The sequence below is a fragment of the Nostoc sp. genome (genome assembly GCF_036917535.1).
In the GTDB taxonomy this organism is placed as follows: domain Bacteria; phylum Cyanobacteriota; class Cyanobacteriia; order Cyanobacteriales; family Nostocaceae; genus Nostoc.
In genome coordinates, this window is sequence record NZ_JBALDA010000061.1 from 110,672 (window position 1) to 127,726 (window position 17,055).

A 17,055-nucleotide genomic window follows, 5' to 3' on the forward strand; every position below is an offset into this window, starting at 1 on the left:
TGGGAAAATTTATCCTTGAGATAAGGCAGGAGGCAGGAGGGAAGAGGGTTTTAGCTAGTTAATTTTTATTCACATAGTTTGGTTTTATTATGCCGAATTAATTAACTCGTGAATTAGTCATTAGTTCTTGATCATTTGTAAATAATCAATAATATCAAGTCGAGGTAATTATATCAGATCTGCTTAATGACTTATTAAACCCGAATCATCACACCCCGCCAAAGCATCGGGGAGGGGTGCAATAACTTTGGGAATTATAACTATTTTATTTTTTGTAAATCAAAAAAACTGAACCAATTGGCCCAAGGTTTTCTACATAAGTTTTCTGGTTGTAATACAATCCTGGAGACATACCTCCATCAAATAAAATCCCTTCTTGAATCTTACCTAAACAGTTATTGCTAGCAATACCTTCCAAAACATTATCAAACATATCTGGCAGTAACTCTCGATTAAGTTGAGATAATTCAATATCTGAATTAGCTTTCAAGTCATTAACTAATAAGATTACATAGCCTTGATTAGTGATAGCTGCTAGAGAGCGATTAGTTGCATTTTTACAAGCAAATTCTCCCAAATCTTGACAAATATCTTTAAATTTACCCTGACGATAGAATCTGCCATTACCACCTACCAAATTGTAATTGAGAATATCATTTTTTCTTCTGCCAGCTTGAATAGTAGCCTGTCGCTGCTGGGGTGTACCTCCTGATATCCCAAAGGAAGAACGTTTAGTTTTAAATGCTCCTGAATACTCTACACCACGAGAAATATTTAAGCCTTGTGGTTTATCATCAGTATCTATATAATCGGCATTAATTGCCGCAATGGGTAGCTGTCCGTTTAACTTGGCATTTTCATCAGCGATGAGTTCATGAAACTGTTTTGCTACATATTCTTTACGTAGTTTACCTCTACTATCTTTGGCGTAAAGTTTATGAGATAGACCAACATTAACTTTGAAATCTAATTCTGCTGATTTGGGATTAAAAATAATCACATTGTTAATACCTTTGGGATTTTTTTCTCCTTGATTATTGGTTTTAAAAAAATCAATACTAAAGTTGGCATCTTTGCCAGGGCAACTTTTAGATGCTTTTGGGACTAAATTTGCTTCAATCTTTTGACAACCTGATAATAAGCTTGCACTGATTATCAAGATAAATAACAAAAATAATTTTTTTGTAGACATAATAATATAAAAAAACCGCTACAGAATTACTATAGCGGGGAATAATTTAAAATTTCAGTCTGGAGTCAATCTCAGAGCCAAAACTTAAGAAAACCATTCTAAAACAGCTTCTTCTTTGGTGTTAGTATTCCGAGATGGTGTCTCACGATTAAATTTCATCTGAATTGACCGGGTTTGCTCACCATCAGCAGCTACAGCCAAAATTGGGTAGTCAATTAAACCATCTTGGAAGGACATCTGGAAACGGAATGTTCCATCTGGATTCAGCTTAATTGGACGCCCACCAATGGTTACAGTAGCATCGGGTTCGGTTGCACCGTAGACTATCAACTCAGCATCGGCAATTAACCAGAACTTGCGCGGACGCACTGGTACGGCAGAAGCCGAGAAGCCAACACCTGACATTCCTGCACCGGAAGCGGTTAAGCCAGACATAGTGGGAGTTGCCCACAGACCGACACCAGATGGGAAAATGTAGGAGCTAATGGCTTGTTCAGGACGCACTGCACCTTGCTGGGAACCGAAGATAGAACCAGCAACTCGTTGTGCTTCGGCAGATTCCGCTAAACTAAATATTTCATCGTAGATGGGGTTGCCATTCACAGCATTACCAACATTACCATTGGCGGTAGCTGCAATCTTCTTAGCAGGAGGAACTAGTTCGTACTGAGTTTTGCCACGTAAATCTTCTTCAAAATTTACAGTGATTACGACATCCTCAATCCAGTCAGAAGGATAGACGGGAGGAATGTGTACTTTACTAGAACGAGCTAGTACTAACCAGCGACCATCAGCAGCACGATAGCCGATATCGATTATATAATCGCGATCGCTAACTGGAACTGGTAGATACCATTCTCTAGCTAATTCATCAGCAGGATATTCTTGAATGCTATGTGGGCTTTGGTATTCAATATTGATGTCGGTGACATCATAAATCCGTAGTGCCAGTTGTTGTCCGCCTTGCCGACGCAGTTCCTCTTTGTGTTCATTGGGAATATCCCAATAAGTGTAAGCCCATTGAGGATCGCGCGGTAAAAGTACAATCCGGCTTTCACCATAGCCAGAGGGCAAATCTGCGAGTCCTTCATCAACATCAGCCAAAGATCCGCCAGTACGATCTTCCTGACCTAATTCAAACTTTGCAGCTTCCACAGTTTCTTGTGCCTCCAATGAACGAGATGGACTGAGTAAGTTTTTGCTACGCTGGACTTCTTGTATTGATGTCAGCAGTTGTGATTTACGCATTCTGCTATAGCGAGAGATACTATATTCGCTAGCAACTTTGCGTAGTTGACGTAAGGTCATCTCCTCTAGTGGCGGGCGTTCTTTTGCCATTAATTTGGCCTCCAGTAGTTTAAGCGGTAAATGATTTCCCCTGGTTAAAGAATGCTATGTAAAATCTCATCCATTCCAGATGAATTTCTTATTCCTGACTCCTGGTTTTGCCCAGTTTTTAAGTTTTTTAATCTGTTTTTAAATTGAGCCAACATCCTTTCAATTCCTCAGTTATGCCAAAATCAGCATTTCTTTAGGATCGGAGGATTTCTATTTGTTAAGTCTATATTAACCACTAAGCATATCTAGGGATCAAGGGGTAAGAGGTGGGTTTTTTGACTGTTTCACGAGTTTATCAGCCCTTATGGGATCTAATTGTCATGTTTTCATAACAATTAGAGCAAGCTATGTGTTTAGCAATGGCCACAATGTCAATTTTTCATGACCTTGCTTTCTGGGTTAGTCAAAAACCCGAATTCTTGAAGAAGAATAGACTTCTTGCATAAATCCAAAATAAGAACCCCACCCCGCCTTTGACTTACGTCAAAGTCTCCCCTCCCCGCAGGCGGGGAGGGGCTGGGGGTGGGGTTTAGGGGACTTTTGCAAGAGGTCTAATTTAGAAGTCAGAATTCAGGAGCAAAGCCAAAGAAGCTCTGCGGCTTGGCGTCAGAATCAAGATGCTCTCTAGCGCTACGCATAGCGTGTTGCAGACAAGCCTCTTTGAACGAGAAGAGAAGGCTTTATGCTGCGCTATCCACTCTTTCGTTCAAAATTCATTCTCAATTCTGGCAACTGACGCTTTTATTGTGTTTCGTTAAAGCTGACGCCTTTTTTACCCACCATTATGTAAAATTAAGTCCCAAGATAGTGTGTACCTCACCATAGAAGAACTTAAGCTTGGCATATAAGTTTAGGGTTTAGGGAAATAGTTATGAATAAGGAAACAGTTCCTAGTCAAGCTGAAAAGTCTAATCCAGAAGGCGATGCACCACAATTAAGTCCAGAGGTACTGGACAAAATCAAACACCCTGCGAGAATAGACGATGTTATTCGAGAGCAATCACCAAAGGAACGTAGAAGTAACCCAGCTTTAGTACCAGAAATGATTGACGATCCAACTGATGAAGAATGATTGGGTTTGCAAAACAGTAATCGAAAAGCTCAGATTCGCTACTTTGTAGAGAAGTAGCGAATTTTGTTAATAATGTGTTGTTATTCAAGATATCGAAATAAATTCAGGAATTACACAAAATCATGAAATAACATAGACGCACTGCAAATGCGTCTTATTGGCGCAGCCTCTCCTAAAAAATACAAGCAGCTTGCCACAAAGTTCTTGCGTAAGTTCTAATATTATGAAACCATATTTTGTAACTTGCTGATACAACTAACTAATTTGTCTCTAGCCTCACTCCAGAAAAAATTACTAGTACTAGTAACAATGATGACGCGATCGCCAAATTCAAACAAAAATCAAGAACCATCTAATCGTCGTCTGTGGCTCCTGCTTTTAGGACGTACCAGTTTGGCTTTGGGTGGGGTTTTGTTGATTGGAATTATAGTTGGTGCTTGGTGGGCTAGAAACTATATATACAAAGATTTAGCACCGTTAGTACAGCAAAATCTCGAGCAATTACTGGAGCGTCCAGTCAAAGTTGGCAACGTTGAACGTTTTTCGCTTTCTAGTCTGAGATTTAGCTCTTTATCGATACCAGCAACTGCCAGCGATCAAGATCAGGTGGTTGCAAAAGCTTTGGAGGTGCAGTTCTCGCCGTTGCAACTCCTTCTTAGCCGAAAACTGTTATTAGATGTCACCTTAGTTCAACCCAGTGTCTACATTCAACAAGATAAAGATGGTCGTTGGGTGACAGCCCAAGTTAAGGCTGGGGAAGGAAAAGGTTTTATTCAAACTCAGTTGCAGACGCTTCAAATTCAAGATGGCAAAGTAGAGTTGATGCCATTTGCTGCACCAACTAAACCAAAAGGCTCAGTAATATTAGATCAAGTTGGTGGTGTTGCCCGATTTTCCGATCAAAATCAAAGGATTGGTTATGACATCAATACTCAACTCACTAGGGGAGGCGCTGTTAAAATTGTTGGCGAAACCCAAGTAAAAGCTCAACAAACTAACCTCCAACTTTCAACACAAAATTTACAAGCATCTGAAATTACTAGATTAATTCAGTTACCGATCGCTCTACAAGCAGGGTATTTAAATGCTGACTTAGGAGTTCAGATTCCACCCAAGCTTTCAGACATCGCGATTACGGGAACAGCTACAGCTAATCAAATCACCGCTAAAATTCCAAATATTCCTCAGCCGATTTCTAATTTTAATGGGAAATTTCTATTTCAGGGTCAGACAGTTACTTTAGATAATCTGAGTACGAACTTTGGCAAAATTCCCATTCTGGCTAATGGAACAATTAATACTCAAACAGGTTTTAATGTTTCTGCTCAAATCAAACCAGTTACTGCGAAAAATATCTTAGATACCCTGAAAGTAAATTCGTCAGTCCCAGCTAGTGGCGAAATTCAAGCAAATATTCAGGTAGGCGGTGCACTTGAGCAACCAGTCGTCAGCGGTACAGTAAGTAACACCAAACCTATTCAAGTTGACCGCGTTCAATTTAATACCATCAACACTAATTTCCGCTTGAATGCATCTAAAACTGCATCTCAACTTGCTGTCTCCAATTTGAGAATAATCCCCGCAGCTGGTGGTCAAATTACAGGCGGCGGTCAAGCTAATCTGGGAACCAAAGATGGGGTAATATTTAATGCTCAAGCTGATGGTATATCAGGAGATATACTAGCACGCACCTACGGCGTTACTCTGCCGATCGCAGTTGGCAATGTTTCAGCAAAAGCCCAAATTTCTGGCTCACTTCGCAAACAGCCGTTGAAACTTGATGTTTCTAATGTTCAGATAACGCCACCAGCCGGGGGAAAAATCACAGCCAATGGTCAAATTCAACTCGCTCCCCAAGGTCAGGTAGGCGTAGATATTCAAGCTCAGGGTATCCCAGGAAATGCGATCGCTCAAGGTTACAACATTTCCACTCCCATCAATGTTGGTGGTATATCTGCAAACGCTAAAATTACTGGTTCTCTGGGTACACCATTAAACGTCAATGTTTCTCGCGTTCAAGCTAATCCAGATGTGGGAGGGCAAGTTACAGCTAGCGGACGAATTCAGCTGGCACCTCAAGGTAGGGTAGCGTTGAATGTGCAAGCAAAAAATATACCAGGAGATGCGATCGCCAAAGCCTACAATTCTTCACCCTCGATCACCATTGGGAATGTGTCGGCAAATGCCGATATTTCAGGCACTCTGAGCAATCTGCAAACAGTAGCACGGGTACAAGCGCCTAGTGCCACCTATCCCACCACCGGACGAGTTGTTGTTACCAAACAAGGAGAAAATATCGTCTTTCCCGATGCGGTTGTAAACGTGGCAGGCGGGACAATCAGGGCCAGAGGTGAAATTGCCCAACAACGCTGGCAAGGATCTGTCAAGACTTCTCAAATTCAACTCAGTCGTTTTTCACCACAACTGCGAGGACGGCTGAATAGCAATATTCAGTTAGCAGGCACAACCCAATCTTTCCAGCTTGCAGATATTCGCGCCGCCGGACAAATCAGCCTTCCCCAAGGAGTAGCGCAACTGGCAAAACCACTCACCGCGCAATTTCAATGGAATGGACAGCAGATTATAGTTGAAAACGCAGGTACCCCAGGATTGAGGGCTAATGGTGCGATCGCTATTCAGTCTCCATCAACTGGCGCACCCCAAATTGCCGGATTTAATTTAAATGTATTGGCAGAGAATTTCAACTTACAAAATACTGGCTTTAAAGTTCCTGGTGACGTAGGAATAGCAGGACGACTGGATTTTAATGGAAAAGTTACAGGTACTCCAGATGTTCCCCAAGCTAATGGGAATATCCGGCTGCGGAATTTCAATGTGAGTAACTTGGCATTTGACCCACTTTTAACCGGAAACGTAAATTTTCAAGGCGGACAAGGAGCAAGTCTACGACTAGCTGGGAAACAAGATCGGATTGCCCTTAACTTAGGTGCAGATTATCGTCCCACTTCATTTTTAGTTCGACGTGATGGTGCTGTCACCACAGGTAGAACTGAGGGAGATAACTTATTCATCAACGCCCAACAGTTTCCCATCGCTCTGGTTGGCAGCTTTTTACCTAACAATCAATTGAAACCACTGGCGGGGCAATTATCGGGTAATTTAGTTGTTAATCTGAATAATTATGCCATTGCGGGAGACGTGGCGATCGCAGGGCCTCGTGTTGCCAGAGTTGCAGCCGATGAATTTCGCGGCAACATCAATTATGCCGATGGTACAGCTAGCTTGGCTAATGGTCTATTGCGGATTGGCGATAGCAACATCGCCCTCAGTGGCAATGTACAAACGGGAAATGACCCGCAATTTCAATTTCAAGCTAATTTTGCCCAAGCCAAAATTCAAAGACTTTTACAAGCGTTTAATATCTTCGACTTTAAAGACCTTAGTAGTGGGTTACAACCTCCAACATTAGCTGGAGCAGAAGCGCTTCAAACTGAGTCTGTCAGCTTGCCAAATGCAGATTTGAAAACACAGTTAGCATACTTCTCAAATATTACAACAGAACTTGCCAAAGAACAGCAAGCTCAAACAAAACAAACCCCATCTTTACCCAGCCTTGCAGAGTTAAAGGGTGCTTTAAACGGAGCAATTACAGCCAATGGCTCGTTAAAGTCTGGGTTGAATGTCGGCTTTAATTTTCAAGGTGCTAACTGGCAATGGGGTAATTATTCCATCAATCAAGTCGTTGCTCAAGGCACTTTCGCCGATGGTATCGTCACCCTTTCACCCTTGAGTGTAGGGATAAATCAAGGACTAGTGGCATTTTCAGGACAGTTAGGAACTGAGCAAGTATCTGGAAAATTGAATGTAGCCAGTCTGCCCTTATCACTTTTAGAACCTTTTATCGAAAAATACCCCGTAGATATCACTGGGAATATAAATGCCGATGCCACTTTAGCAGGTAGTTTGCAAGACCCCAGAGTTCAGGGGAAAGTGGCGCTAGCGAATGCGACTCTTAACAAACAACCCGTACAAACAGGAGAGGTGAACTTTGATTACAACAAAGCTCGCTTGAATTTTGATAGCACCTTATTAGTAACAGGAACACAGCCAGTTGCCGTTACAGGTAGCGTACCTGCACCGTTGCCTTTTGCCAAAGTGCAACCGGATAGCAATCAAATCAGCATCAACGCCAATGTGCAAAATGAAGGATTGGCACTCTTAAATCTGCTTACCAATAATCAAGTCGCTTGGGTAGACGGTCAAGGAAAAGTAGATTTAAATGTTCGAGGTACTTTAAACGAACCAGTTATCAACGGTAACGCCACATTTAATAATGCAACTTTTAGCGCTCAAGCCTTATCCGATCCTTTAACGAATGTCACAGGAACAGCACTATTTAATGGTAGGACGATCAGCGTTGAAAATATCCAAGGTAATTACAATCAAGGGCAAGTAACTGTATCAGGCATCTTGCCAATTTTTGATCCTCAACAAGCCGCAGCGAATCCCCTGACAGTATCAATAGCAGACAAACTCAATTTTAAGCTTGCAGGACTGTATGAAGGTGGTGTTGGTGGCGATGTCGTAATTCGCGGCACAGCCTTAAAACCTGTAATTGGTGGAGAGATTCAACTGAGTGATGGTCAGGTAATTATTGGCAATTCGGCTGCTGCGAAGAAAAAATCAGCAGCGACAGCAGAGGCTGATACTAAGGTGATAAATCTAGATAGACAACAGGTTAACTCCAACGCCACACCTACAGCAGATAATAACAATAACGCTAACCCAGTGGTTACAGTGGATGGAAGCACTAACCCAGTGGTAACAGCAGACGCAAGCACTAGCGCCGCAACTCCACCCAATTTACCTGTAGAGTTTGCAGATTTAAAGTTGATTTTAGGCAAAGATATTCGAGTTACAACTCAGTCCTTTCTAAGCTTTGTACCAGGAGGAGCAGCATTAAGTCAGCCCCTATTGAGGTTTGATGCTAAAGGTGACTTGACCATTAATGGTACATTAGCCAAACCACTTCCTGAAGGAGTCATTCGTTTGACAGGAGGAGGACTGAGCTTATTTTCCACTCAGTTCACCTTGGCGCGGGGCTATGAACAAACTGCGCGGTTTACTCCTAGTCAAGGACTTGACCCGACTTTGGATGTCCGACTGACGGCAATTGTACCGGAAACCTCAGCAAGGAACACTCAAACTTTGGAATCACCATTGTCTTCTGAAGTCAGCGATGTTTCTGTAAACAACTTTGGAACTTTACGTAGCGTTACTGTTCAAGCTAGGGTGAACGGGCCAGCTAGTAAATTGGGTGAGAATCTAGAACTGACGAGCGAACCTAGCCGTAGTAAAGGAGAAATAGTTGCTTTGCTGGGTGGCTCAATTCTGGGTTCTTTCGGTCAAGCAGATGCAGGCCAAGGGCTGACTAATTTCGCTAGTTCTACCATTTTAGGTAGTTTACAAGGAACTATCACTGCGATCGGACAGGCTGTTGGTTTCAGTGAATTTCGGATATTTCCGACTCCATCTATTAATAATGATGAATCAAAAACATCAAGAGCTTCAATTCTTAATTTATCAGCGGAAGGTGTGTTTGATATTAATAAAAATTTCTCTGCCTCTTTATCACGTGCTCTTTCTAGCAGCGATGAATCTTTCCGTTTCAATGTCCTCTATCGAGTCAATGACGAAATTCTGATGCGAGGCTCAACTGATGTGGGGGATGACAATCAACTTCAAGTTGAGTATGAAACCCGATTTTAGATTACTGCATTGGCATTGTTAGCTGAAACAATTGCATTGCGAGTCAAGAAACTTGTTTACACTCATCAACTAGGCTATACGGTATCGCTTCGGGTTTAGATATTGCGACTCTAGTTACGCAGCTTTGTAAGCTAAAAAACATCTAATTTGCATAATCGAATTAAACATAACTCTTGTGGGGTGGGCATCTTGCCTGCCCAGCTTATGCAATTTAAATGTGGAACAGCTTACTAAGATTATTCCCTCTACCTCAGATTTAACACCCCCAATTTTTCAATCACTAATTCACCTAGTGCAGCCAAAATTAGAGGTATAGCAGCCCGTGGCGTATCACTGATGACTAAGCTGTTGGTTTGGATGTTCTTGATTTGTGACTACAGGTGATGCTGCTGTCTCCACACTATTTTCTTGGGCTTGTATTTCTAGTAGTTGGGGAATTGTCACAAATCTATAGCCTTGGGCTTTTAAACCTGCGATCATTTCTGGTAAAGCCTTGACAGATTTGGAACGGTTGCCGCCCCCATCGTGCATCAGGACAATTGCACCGGGTTTTGCATATTTCAGCACATTTTTGACTAGTCCTAGAACTTGAGGCGAACGACGTTCAGCATCTCCCGATTCTTCTGACCACATCATGACAGCATATTTCTCGTTTTTGGCATATTCGGCTAGTCCATTATTCAGAAAGCCTCCAGGAGGACGAAATAGAGTAGTTTTCTCTCCAGTAGTCTTGTAGATGATTTCTGCTGTACGATCGATTTCACTAGCCGCAGTAGCTAAGTCCATGTGGCGATACCAATGATGCCATGTGTGATTACCAATTACGTGACCATCAGCAGCCACTTGCTTGGCAACTTGAGGAAAATATTTCACCATTTGCCCGATCATGAAAAATGTGGCTTTTATATCATTTTTCTTCAAGATTTCTAAAATCTGTGCTGTATTTTTGGGACCTGGACCATCATCAAAAGTTAGAGCAATAACTTTCTCATTCGCTTTTAGTTTCCCTTGATAAACGATTGTTCCCTGAAATGCCTTTGGCACTGTGTTCATCTGGTCTTTGACTAGACTTATATTCTGTGCATCTGCACTCATCAGTTTGTTATGACTCGCTTTAGCACTCTCGCTTTTTGGCTTGATTATTCCCAACAAATGGTCAAATCCGCTTGTGGTTAAAAGCAAGCTGATACCTAAACTACTAGCACTAGTAACCAATATAATAATTATTAATTTTAGTAACAAAGATAATTTCCGACTAGACACATTAGATCTCCTTAAATACTTGGTTATTGGTTATTGGGGATTGGTTTCTCTCGGATGTTCCCATTCCTTATATCATCATGTCTGCTTGATTACTTCTTAAACTGGAATTACCCGGACTTGATATTACTCATAGCCTGTTGTAATTAATATATCTATTGCTGAAAGAAAAAAGAAAACAATAAAACACCTTGAAACATTCCAGCTAAAGCTAAAGGATGTCTCAATTTAATCTGTACTAATTTGCTACGATTATTAAACTGAATAAAATAATACTCAGTAGAATTAGCTGACCAGTAGAGCCAGCAATGATAGCAGTATAACCGTAACCTGGAGAAATGCTAAGTAGTCGTTGAGCAATAAAGTCGATGTCAATATTTGCTATTTGCTTGCGATCGCAGTTTTTTCTTATCCTTGTAGAGAAGCAAAAGGGAGAAGATAGGAGGATGCTGCATTGGTGTCAACTTCAGCCAAAACCCTTTTAAAATCTCGTTTATAGCCAGAGGCTGGAAACGAGATAATCTGCTAAAAGCTTTTTCTAGACTGGCTTTAACCTTAAGTTGACACTAATGGATGCTGCCTAACGCTCTCTACGAGACGCTGCGCTATCTGTCTTTTGTTGTGAGCAGAGGGAGGAAGAGTTTAAAGTCCTTCACTAAAATCTTCGATCTCGTATAGAAGTCTTATCTAAATTCCAACCTCCTACCTCCTTCTGCCCTCTTCAATCTTCGTCAAGGGCTGGGAAAGCTTCTTCAAGCTGCCACAACCGATCTTTATTTTCAACGAACCAAATACGAGTTTCTGGAGTTAATTTACTCCAAATGTCTTCAATAGGGATGTGAGGAGATGCATACTGGTAGTGCTGACCAAGTGATTTGAGATTGTCCGCTACATCACGGGGAATTCCAAATTGTTCCCAGTCAACTACGATATTTTTTCCTGAAACTCCGGCTGTGGGGTCGAAAACCAATTGTGCCGATCTGACTAAATCAGCAAAGTGTTTCGGTTTGAGTTTGGTGATCTCTTGAATTTGGAGTGATTCGTTATGCTCTTGAGACATGATCGCCGCAGTGGTAAAGATTATTGGTCTATTGAACTTACTGCCAGAGATTTTTATCCCAATATTTTTACTTTAGCGCAGAGCCATTAACTTGCTCGTGACTTAACAAGACTTGAGGTTTGAGCAAATTGTTTAAGATGAGCAAACTTATTATACATGTATCGGTACAATGTCTAAGCTAGTAATCAAAAACTCCACGCCACTTGCAAGATGGAGTTTCCCGTCGCTTTCAATGAAAAGTTTGTAGTAAACACTAAAGTGCTTACTACAAAATGTTCCCAGTACCTATTTTAGTGACGAGTGTAGGAATGCTCAAAGTGAGTTTTGAGTGTATGAGCCATAACAGACATGACAATTGCTGCTATGAAAACTGATATTGCTGCGATTTTGATTCTAGAATCATCTGCAAGTATTGCTACAGCCGCTAGAGCGATCGCTACTCCTATACAGCTTTGTTTGACCGTATTTGTAACTTGATAAGCTCGATTGCAAGAACTACAAATAGGTGTGTGTCGCGAGAATCTGTCTAACAAAATCGCCTTTGAATTCAACTCGCCATTCTCAACATTTTTCCATGTGGAATAGCCTTGATAAAAAGGCAAAGACGATCCAAATTTATCTAGCCACTTGCGGTACTCAACCACTAATGTGTCAGATGTTTTCAGCGGCAAATATAATTCTTTGAGACTTCTTTGCAAGCGCTCAATTTCTGCCTGTTGTCCCACAATCAGAGGCAAATCCTGCTCCAATATTTTGTTCGTATTCAAGTGATCGAACCAACGGGGTCTCAGCTTGACTCCCCAAGTCATGAAATTACGATAACCTCTACTTAAAAGACGGCATCGCCCTTTACCTAAAGGAATCGAATACAAAGCTAGTCCAAATGTCCAATCTTTTTTTTCAATATAAGCAGTGTTCAGCACAAGACTTGGAGCAACAAAATCAGTATATTTCCAGGCTTCATTTGATTTGTTGGCTCTCCGCCACCTGCCTTTAACCCCCTGAACAGAATTTTCTAGTACTTCCATTTCTAGCGGTTGGGCATTTTTACGATTACCACCACCTCTGGTGCCATTATGGCTAATAGAAATATGAGCAGGATCGATGACATTCTCTACTAAATATGTTTGGTCATAAGGTAGATCCAATATAAAGTCTGCACATACAAATCCTGGCTTATCTAAATCTGGCAAAATTGGAATAATTTCATCAACAGCAGTTTCTTTTTCGCCAGCCCATACCCAAATCATGCCTTGGCGTTCTACAACTTTAAAGGATGGCACACAAGCATTGACTGGAATTTTTGCATCTGTTGCTAATTGAGGAATGTGCAGACACTGGCCATCACTACCAAACTGCCAACCGTGATATAAGCACTCAATTTTGCCATCAATAATTTGTCCATCAGAAAGTTTGGCTGTACGATGAGGACAACGATCTGCTAAACAGATAAATTGTCCATCTTTGTTTTTGAACAAAACCAAAGGTTCATCGTACAAGGAAAAGCTATGAGGGCGGTTGGCAGGCAAGTCTTTTACGAAGGTGACGGGATACCAGCATTGCCTCCAGTTAAATTCTTGCTTCTGGTCAAGTTTTTCAAAGGTAGAAGTTGGTGGTGTTGCCTGTAGTGTCTCTGTTTGTAATGACATAGTTTTCTCCAGGTTTCTATGATTCTATACTTTTGAATCAGCAAATTATTAGTCCCAGAGATAGAGTATTTTTAGAGTGAAACTTGTAAACCAGATAAGTAAGTGGGTAAGAATAAATTAAACTATAGGACTCATATTTGATTTTTGAGATACATGTAGGAAAGCCAGTGCGTTGCAAAGGTTCCCGATGCTGGTTCGCTCTTAGCGTCTTTTTGAGAGATGACTCGCTACCGCTTCTTGAAGAGACGCTGCGCGAACGCTATCGGTTATAGCAACTGGCGTTGCGTTATGCTTCTGGCTAACGCACCATCCAAAGGTTTTGGTGTCGTCCTCTCGGCGATAACACAACGCCAGTCCGCTCAATTTGGGAAACCCGCTGTTACAAAGCTGGCTTCCCTACATATACTTAGATTAATCTCTAGTCCCTGTTTTAGTGACGAGTATAGGAACGCTCAAAGTGAATTTTGAGTGTATGAGCTATAGCGGACATTACAACTGCTGCTACAGAAACCGACATTGCTGCTATTCTGATTTTAGAATCATCTGCAAGTATCGCTACAGCAGCTAGAGCGATCGCTACTCTAATACAACTTTGCTTAACCCTATTTGTAACTTGATAAGCTCGATTGCAGGAATGACAAATAAGTGTATGTTGTGAAAATCGGTCTAACGCGATCAACTTTTGATCACACTCACTACTACCGACATTTTTTGAGGTGGAATAACCTTGATAAAACGGCAAAGATGACCCAAATTTATCTAGCCACTTGCGATACTCAACCACTAAAGTATCAGATGTTTTAAGCGGTAAATACACTTTTTTAAGATTTTGTCCCAAACGCTCAATTTGTGCCTTTTGTTCAACTACTAATTGCAAATCACCTTCTAAGATTTTGTTTTGGGTCAGGATGTGATCTAACCAAAGAGGCATCAGCTTGATTTTTTTGGGAAACGAGTTACTATAATTTCTGATGAGAATCCGACATCTATCCTTACTTAGCGGAATTGAATACAAGGCTGTGCCCCCAAACTTACCTTGCTGTTCATTACCAAATTTGTAGAGAATCAAATTAGGAGCAATGAAATCTAATGAAATCCAAGGCTGATTGGGTGTGCGTGTTCGCCGCCACTTTCCCTTAATTCCCTGAATGTTGCTCTCAATCACTTCTAGTTCCAGCGGTTGGGCATCTTTTCGACTTCCCATAATGCCATCATGGCTGATTGGAACATGAGCCGGGTCTATAATGTTTTCAATAAAATAGCTTTGGTCGTAAGGTAGGTCACGCATATAGTCTAAGTTGAAGCATTCCGGCTTTTCCAAATCTGGTAGAGATGGAATTAGCTCATCAATAGCCGTTTCGGCTTCCCCTGCCCACATCCAAATGATACCTTTAAGTTCCAAGACTTTAAAGGATGACACGCAAGCATTTACCGGAATTTTGGCATCGGTTGGTAACTGAGGAATGTGCAGACATTGACCATTATTGCCAAATTGCCAACCGTGATATAAACACTCTATTTTGCCGTCAATTATTTGTCCATCAGAAAGTCTAGCTGCACGGTGGGGACAACGATCTATTAAACAGATAAGCTGTCCATTTTGGTCTTTAAACAAAATGAAGGGTTCATCGTACAAAGAAAAGCTATAAGGGCGGTTGGCAGGTAAGTCTTGCACGAATATGACGGGATACCAGCATTGCCTCCAGTTAAATTCTTGCTTCTGGCCAAGTTTCTCAAAAGTAGAAGTTGGTGGTGTCGCCTGTAGTGTCTTTGTTTCTAATGACATAGTTTTATCCAGGTTTTTATGATTTTATACTTTTGAATCAGCAAATGCTTAGTCTTGGAGATAGAGTATTTCTAGAGTGAAACTTGTAAACCAGATAAGTAAGTGGGCAAGAATAAATCAAACTATAGGAATCATATTTGATTTTTGAGATACATGTAGGGAAGCCAGTGCGCTGCAAAGGTTCCCGACGTTCGTTTGCTCTGACTGTTGCCCCTTGGGAGATGTCTCGCTACCGCTTCTTGAAGAGACGCTGCGCCAACGCTATCGGTTGTAGCAACTGGCGTTACGTTATGCTTCTGTAAGGCAGCATCCAAAGGTTTTGGTGTCGTCCTCACGGCGATACATAACGCCAGTCCGCTCAATTTGGGAAACCCGCTATTACAAGGCTAGCTTCCCTACATATACTTAGATTAATCCCCAGTCCCTATTTTAGTGACGAGTATAGAACGCTCAAACTGAATTTTGAGTGTATGAGCCATAACAGACATAACAATTGCTGCGATGGAAGCCGATATTGCTGCTATTCTGATTTTAGAATCATCTGCAAGTATCGCTACAGCAGCTAGAGCGATCGCTACCCCAATACAACTTTGCTTAACCCTATTTGTAACTTGATAAGCTCGATTGCAAGAATGACAAATAAGTGTATGTTGCAAGAATCGGTCTAACGCGATCAACTTTTCATCGCACTCGCTAGTATCGACATTTTTTGAGGTGGAATAACCTCGATAAAACGGCAAAGATGACCCAAAATTATCTAGCCACTTGCGATACTCAACCACAAGAGTATCAGATGTTTTGAGCGGTAAATACACTTGTTTGAGATTTTGTCCCAAACGCTCAATTTGGGCCTTTTGTTCAATAACTAATTGCAAATCACTTTCTAAGACTTTGTTTCGGATCAAGATGTGATCTAACCAGAGAGGCATCAGCTTGGTTTTTTGGCTAAAGAAGTTACCATAATTTCTAACGAGAATCCGACATCTATTTTTACTTAGTGGAATTGAATACAAGGCTACGCCCCCAAACCTACTTTGCTGTTCATTACCAGAGTTGTAGAAAATCAAATTAGGAGCAATGAAATCTAATGACGTCCAAGGCTGATTGGGTGTGCGTGTTCGCCGCCACCTTCCCTTAATTCCCTGAATGTTGCTGTCAATGACTTCTATTTCCAACGGTTGGGCATCTTTTCGATCTCCCATGATGCCATCATGGCTGATTGGAAGATGAGCCGGGTCAATAACGTTTTCAATAAAATAGCTTTGATCGTAAGGTAGATCACCTACATAGTCTAAGTTGAAGCAATCCGGCTTTTCCCAATCAGGTAGAGATGGAATTAGCTCATCAATAGCCGTTTCGGCTTCCCCTGCCCACATCCAAATGATACCTTGACGTTCCAAGACTTTAAAGGATGACACGCAAGCATTTACCGGAATTTTGGCATCAGTTGCTAATTGAGGAATGTGCAGACATTGACCATTATTGCCAAACTGCCAACCGTGATATAAACACTCTATTTTGCCGTCAATTATTTGTCCATCAGAAAGTCTAGCTGCACGGTGGGGACAACGATCTGTTAAACAGATAAGCTGTCCATTTTGGTCATTGAACAAAACGAAGGGTTCATCGTACAAAGAAAAGCTATAAGGGCGGTTAGCAGGTAAGTCTTGTACAAAGCTGACGGGATACCAGCATTGCCTCCAGTTAAATTCTTGCTTCTGGTCAGGTGTATCAAAAGTAGAAGTTGGTCGTGTCGCCTGTAGTGTTTCTGTTTGTAATGACATAATTTTCTCCAGGTTTTTACGATTTTATACTTTTGAATCAGCAAATGCTTAGTCCTAGAGATAGAATATTTCTAGAGTGAAGCTTGTCAACTCATATCTTGGACGTGTAAATATGGATGTCAAAACCACAACTACGTGTAAGAGGAATTAATCGTTCGATCTCAAGTAAAAGAAGAGACACGAC

9 protein-coding genes are annotated in these 17,055 nt (G+C 41.4%); 2 read left to right on the top strand and 7 right to left on the bottom strand.

Going from position 1 to position 17,055, the window contains the following annotated elements; genetic code table 11:
• Positions 1–265: 265 nt before the first annotated feature.
• On the bottom strand, positions 266–1,192 hold the full coding sequence (locus V7K56_RS20050) for a phosphodiester glycosidase family protein (RefSeq protein WP_334912848.1): 927 nt from the start codon (positions 1,190–1,192) through the stop codon (positions 266–268).
• Between the two features lie 84 nt (positions 1,193–1,276).
• On the bottom strand, positions 1,277–2,530 hold the full coding sequence (locus V7K56_RS20055) for a DUF4912 domain-containing protein (protein ID WP_334912850.1): 1,254 nt from the start codon (positions 2,528–2,530) through the stop codon (positions 1,277–1,279).
• 871 nt (positions 2,531–3,401) lie between these two features.
• Here V7K56_RS20055 and V7K56_RS20060 point away from each other — a divergent pair.
• Both V7K56_RS20060 and V7K56_RS20065 read left to right on the top strand, forming a co-directional pair.
• Positions 3,402–3,602 (top strand): hypothetical protein, encoded by a 201-nt coding sequence (locus V7K56_RS20060; RefSeq protein WP_334912852.1) that lies wholly within the window; start codon positions 3,402–3,404, stop codon positions 3,600–3,602.
• 312 nt (positions 3,603–3,914) lie between these two features.
• Complete coding sequence (locus V7K56_RS20065; RefSeq protein WP_334912876.1) at positions 3,915–9,332, top strand: translocation/assembly module TamB domain-containing protein; 5,418 nt, start codon at positions 3,915–3,917, stop codon at positions 9,330–9,332.
• Positions 9,333–9,662: 330 nt separating this feature from the next.
• Here the strand turns inward: V7K56_RS20065 and V7K56_RS20070 are convergent, their stop codons facing one another.
• From V7K56_RS20070 to V7K56_RS20090, 5 genes are all read right to left on the bottom strand, one after another.
• A complete protein-coding gene (locus tag V7K56_RS20070; RefSeq protein ID WP_334912854.1) occupies positions 9,663–10,595 on the bottom strand; it encodes a polysaccharide deacetylase family protein in 933 nt (310 codons plus the stop codon).
• Positions 10,596–11,313: 718 nt separating this feature from the next.
• Positions 11,314–11,652, bottom strand: coding sequence for a hypothetical protein (locus tag V7K56_RS20075; RefSeq protein ID WP_334912856.1), 339 nt, complete (start codon positions 11,650–11,652; stop codon positions 11,314–11,316).
• 290 nt (positions 11,653–11,942) lie between these two features.
• Positions 11,943–13,301 (bottom strand): aromatic ring-hydroxylating dioxygenase subunit alpha, encoded by a 1,359-nt coding sequence (locus V7K56_RS20080; protein ID WP_334912858.1) that lies wholly within the window; start codon positions 13,299–13,301, stop codon positions 11,943–11,945.
• Positions 13,302–13,731: 430 nt separating this feature from the next.
• Positions 13,732–15,087 (bottom strand): aromatic ring-hydroxylating dioxygenase subunit alpha, encoded by a 1,356-nt coding sequence (locus tag V7K56_RS20085; RefSeq protein WP_334912861.1) that lies wholly within the window; start codon positions 15,085–15,087, stop codon positions 13,732–13,734.
• Positions 15,088–15,497: 410 nt separating this feature from the next.
• Positions 15,498–16,871 (bottom strand): aromatic ring-hydroxylating dioxygenase subunit alpha, encoded by a 1,374-nt coding sequence (locus V7K56_RS20090; protein ID WP_334912863.1) that lies wholly within the window; start codon positions 16,869–16,871, stop codon positions 15,498–15,500.
• Positions 16,872–17,055: the final 184 nt, after the last annotated feature.

What these genes read in the sequence shown, in the direction of transcription:
- V7K56_RS20050 (WP_334912848.1), bottom strand. Translation starts at nt 1,192, where the DNA reads ATGTCTACAAAAAAATTATTTTTGTTATTTATCTTGATAATCAGTGCA.
- V7K56_RS20055 (WP_334912850.1), bottom strand. Translation starts at nt 2,530, where the DNA reads ATGGCAAAAGAACGCCCGCCACTAGAGGAGATGACCTTACGTCAACTA.
- V7K56_RS20060 (WP_334912852.1), top strand. Translation starts at nt 3,402, where the DNA reads ATGAATAAGGAAACAGTTCCTAGTCAAGCTGAAAAGTCTAATCCAGAA.
- V7K56_RS20065 (WP_334912876.1), top strand. Translation starts at nt 3,915, where the DNA reads ATGACGCGATCGCCAAATTCAAACAAAAATCAAGAACCATCTAATCGT.
- V7K56_RS20075 (WP_334912856.1), bottom strand. Translation starts at nt 11,652, where the DNA reads ATGTCTCAAGAGCATAACGAATCACTCCAAATTCAAGAGATCACCAAA.
- V7K56_RS20080 (WP_334912858.1), bottom strand. Translation starts at nt 13,301, where the DNA reads ATGTCATTACAAACAGAGACACTACAGGCAACACCACCAACTTCTACC.
- V7K56_RS20085 (WP_334912861.1), bottom strand. Translation starts at nt 15,087, where the DNA reads ATGTCATTAGAAACAAAGACACTACAGGCGACACCACCAACTTCTACT.
- V7K56_RS20090 (WP_334912863.1), bottom strand. Translation starts at nt 16,871, where the DNA reads ATGTCATTACAAACAGAAACACTACAGGCGACACGACCAACTTCTACT.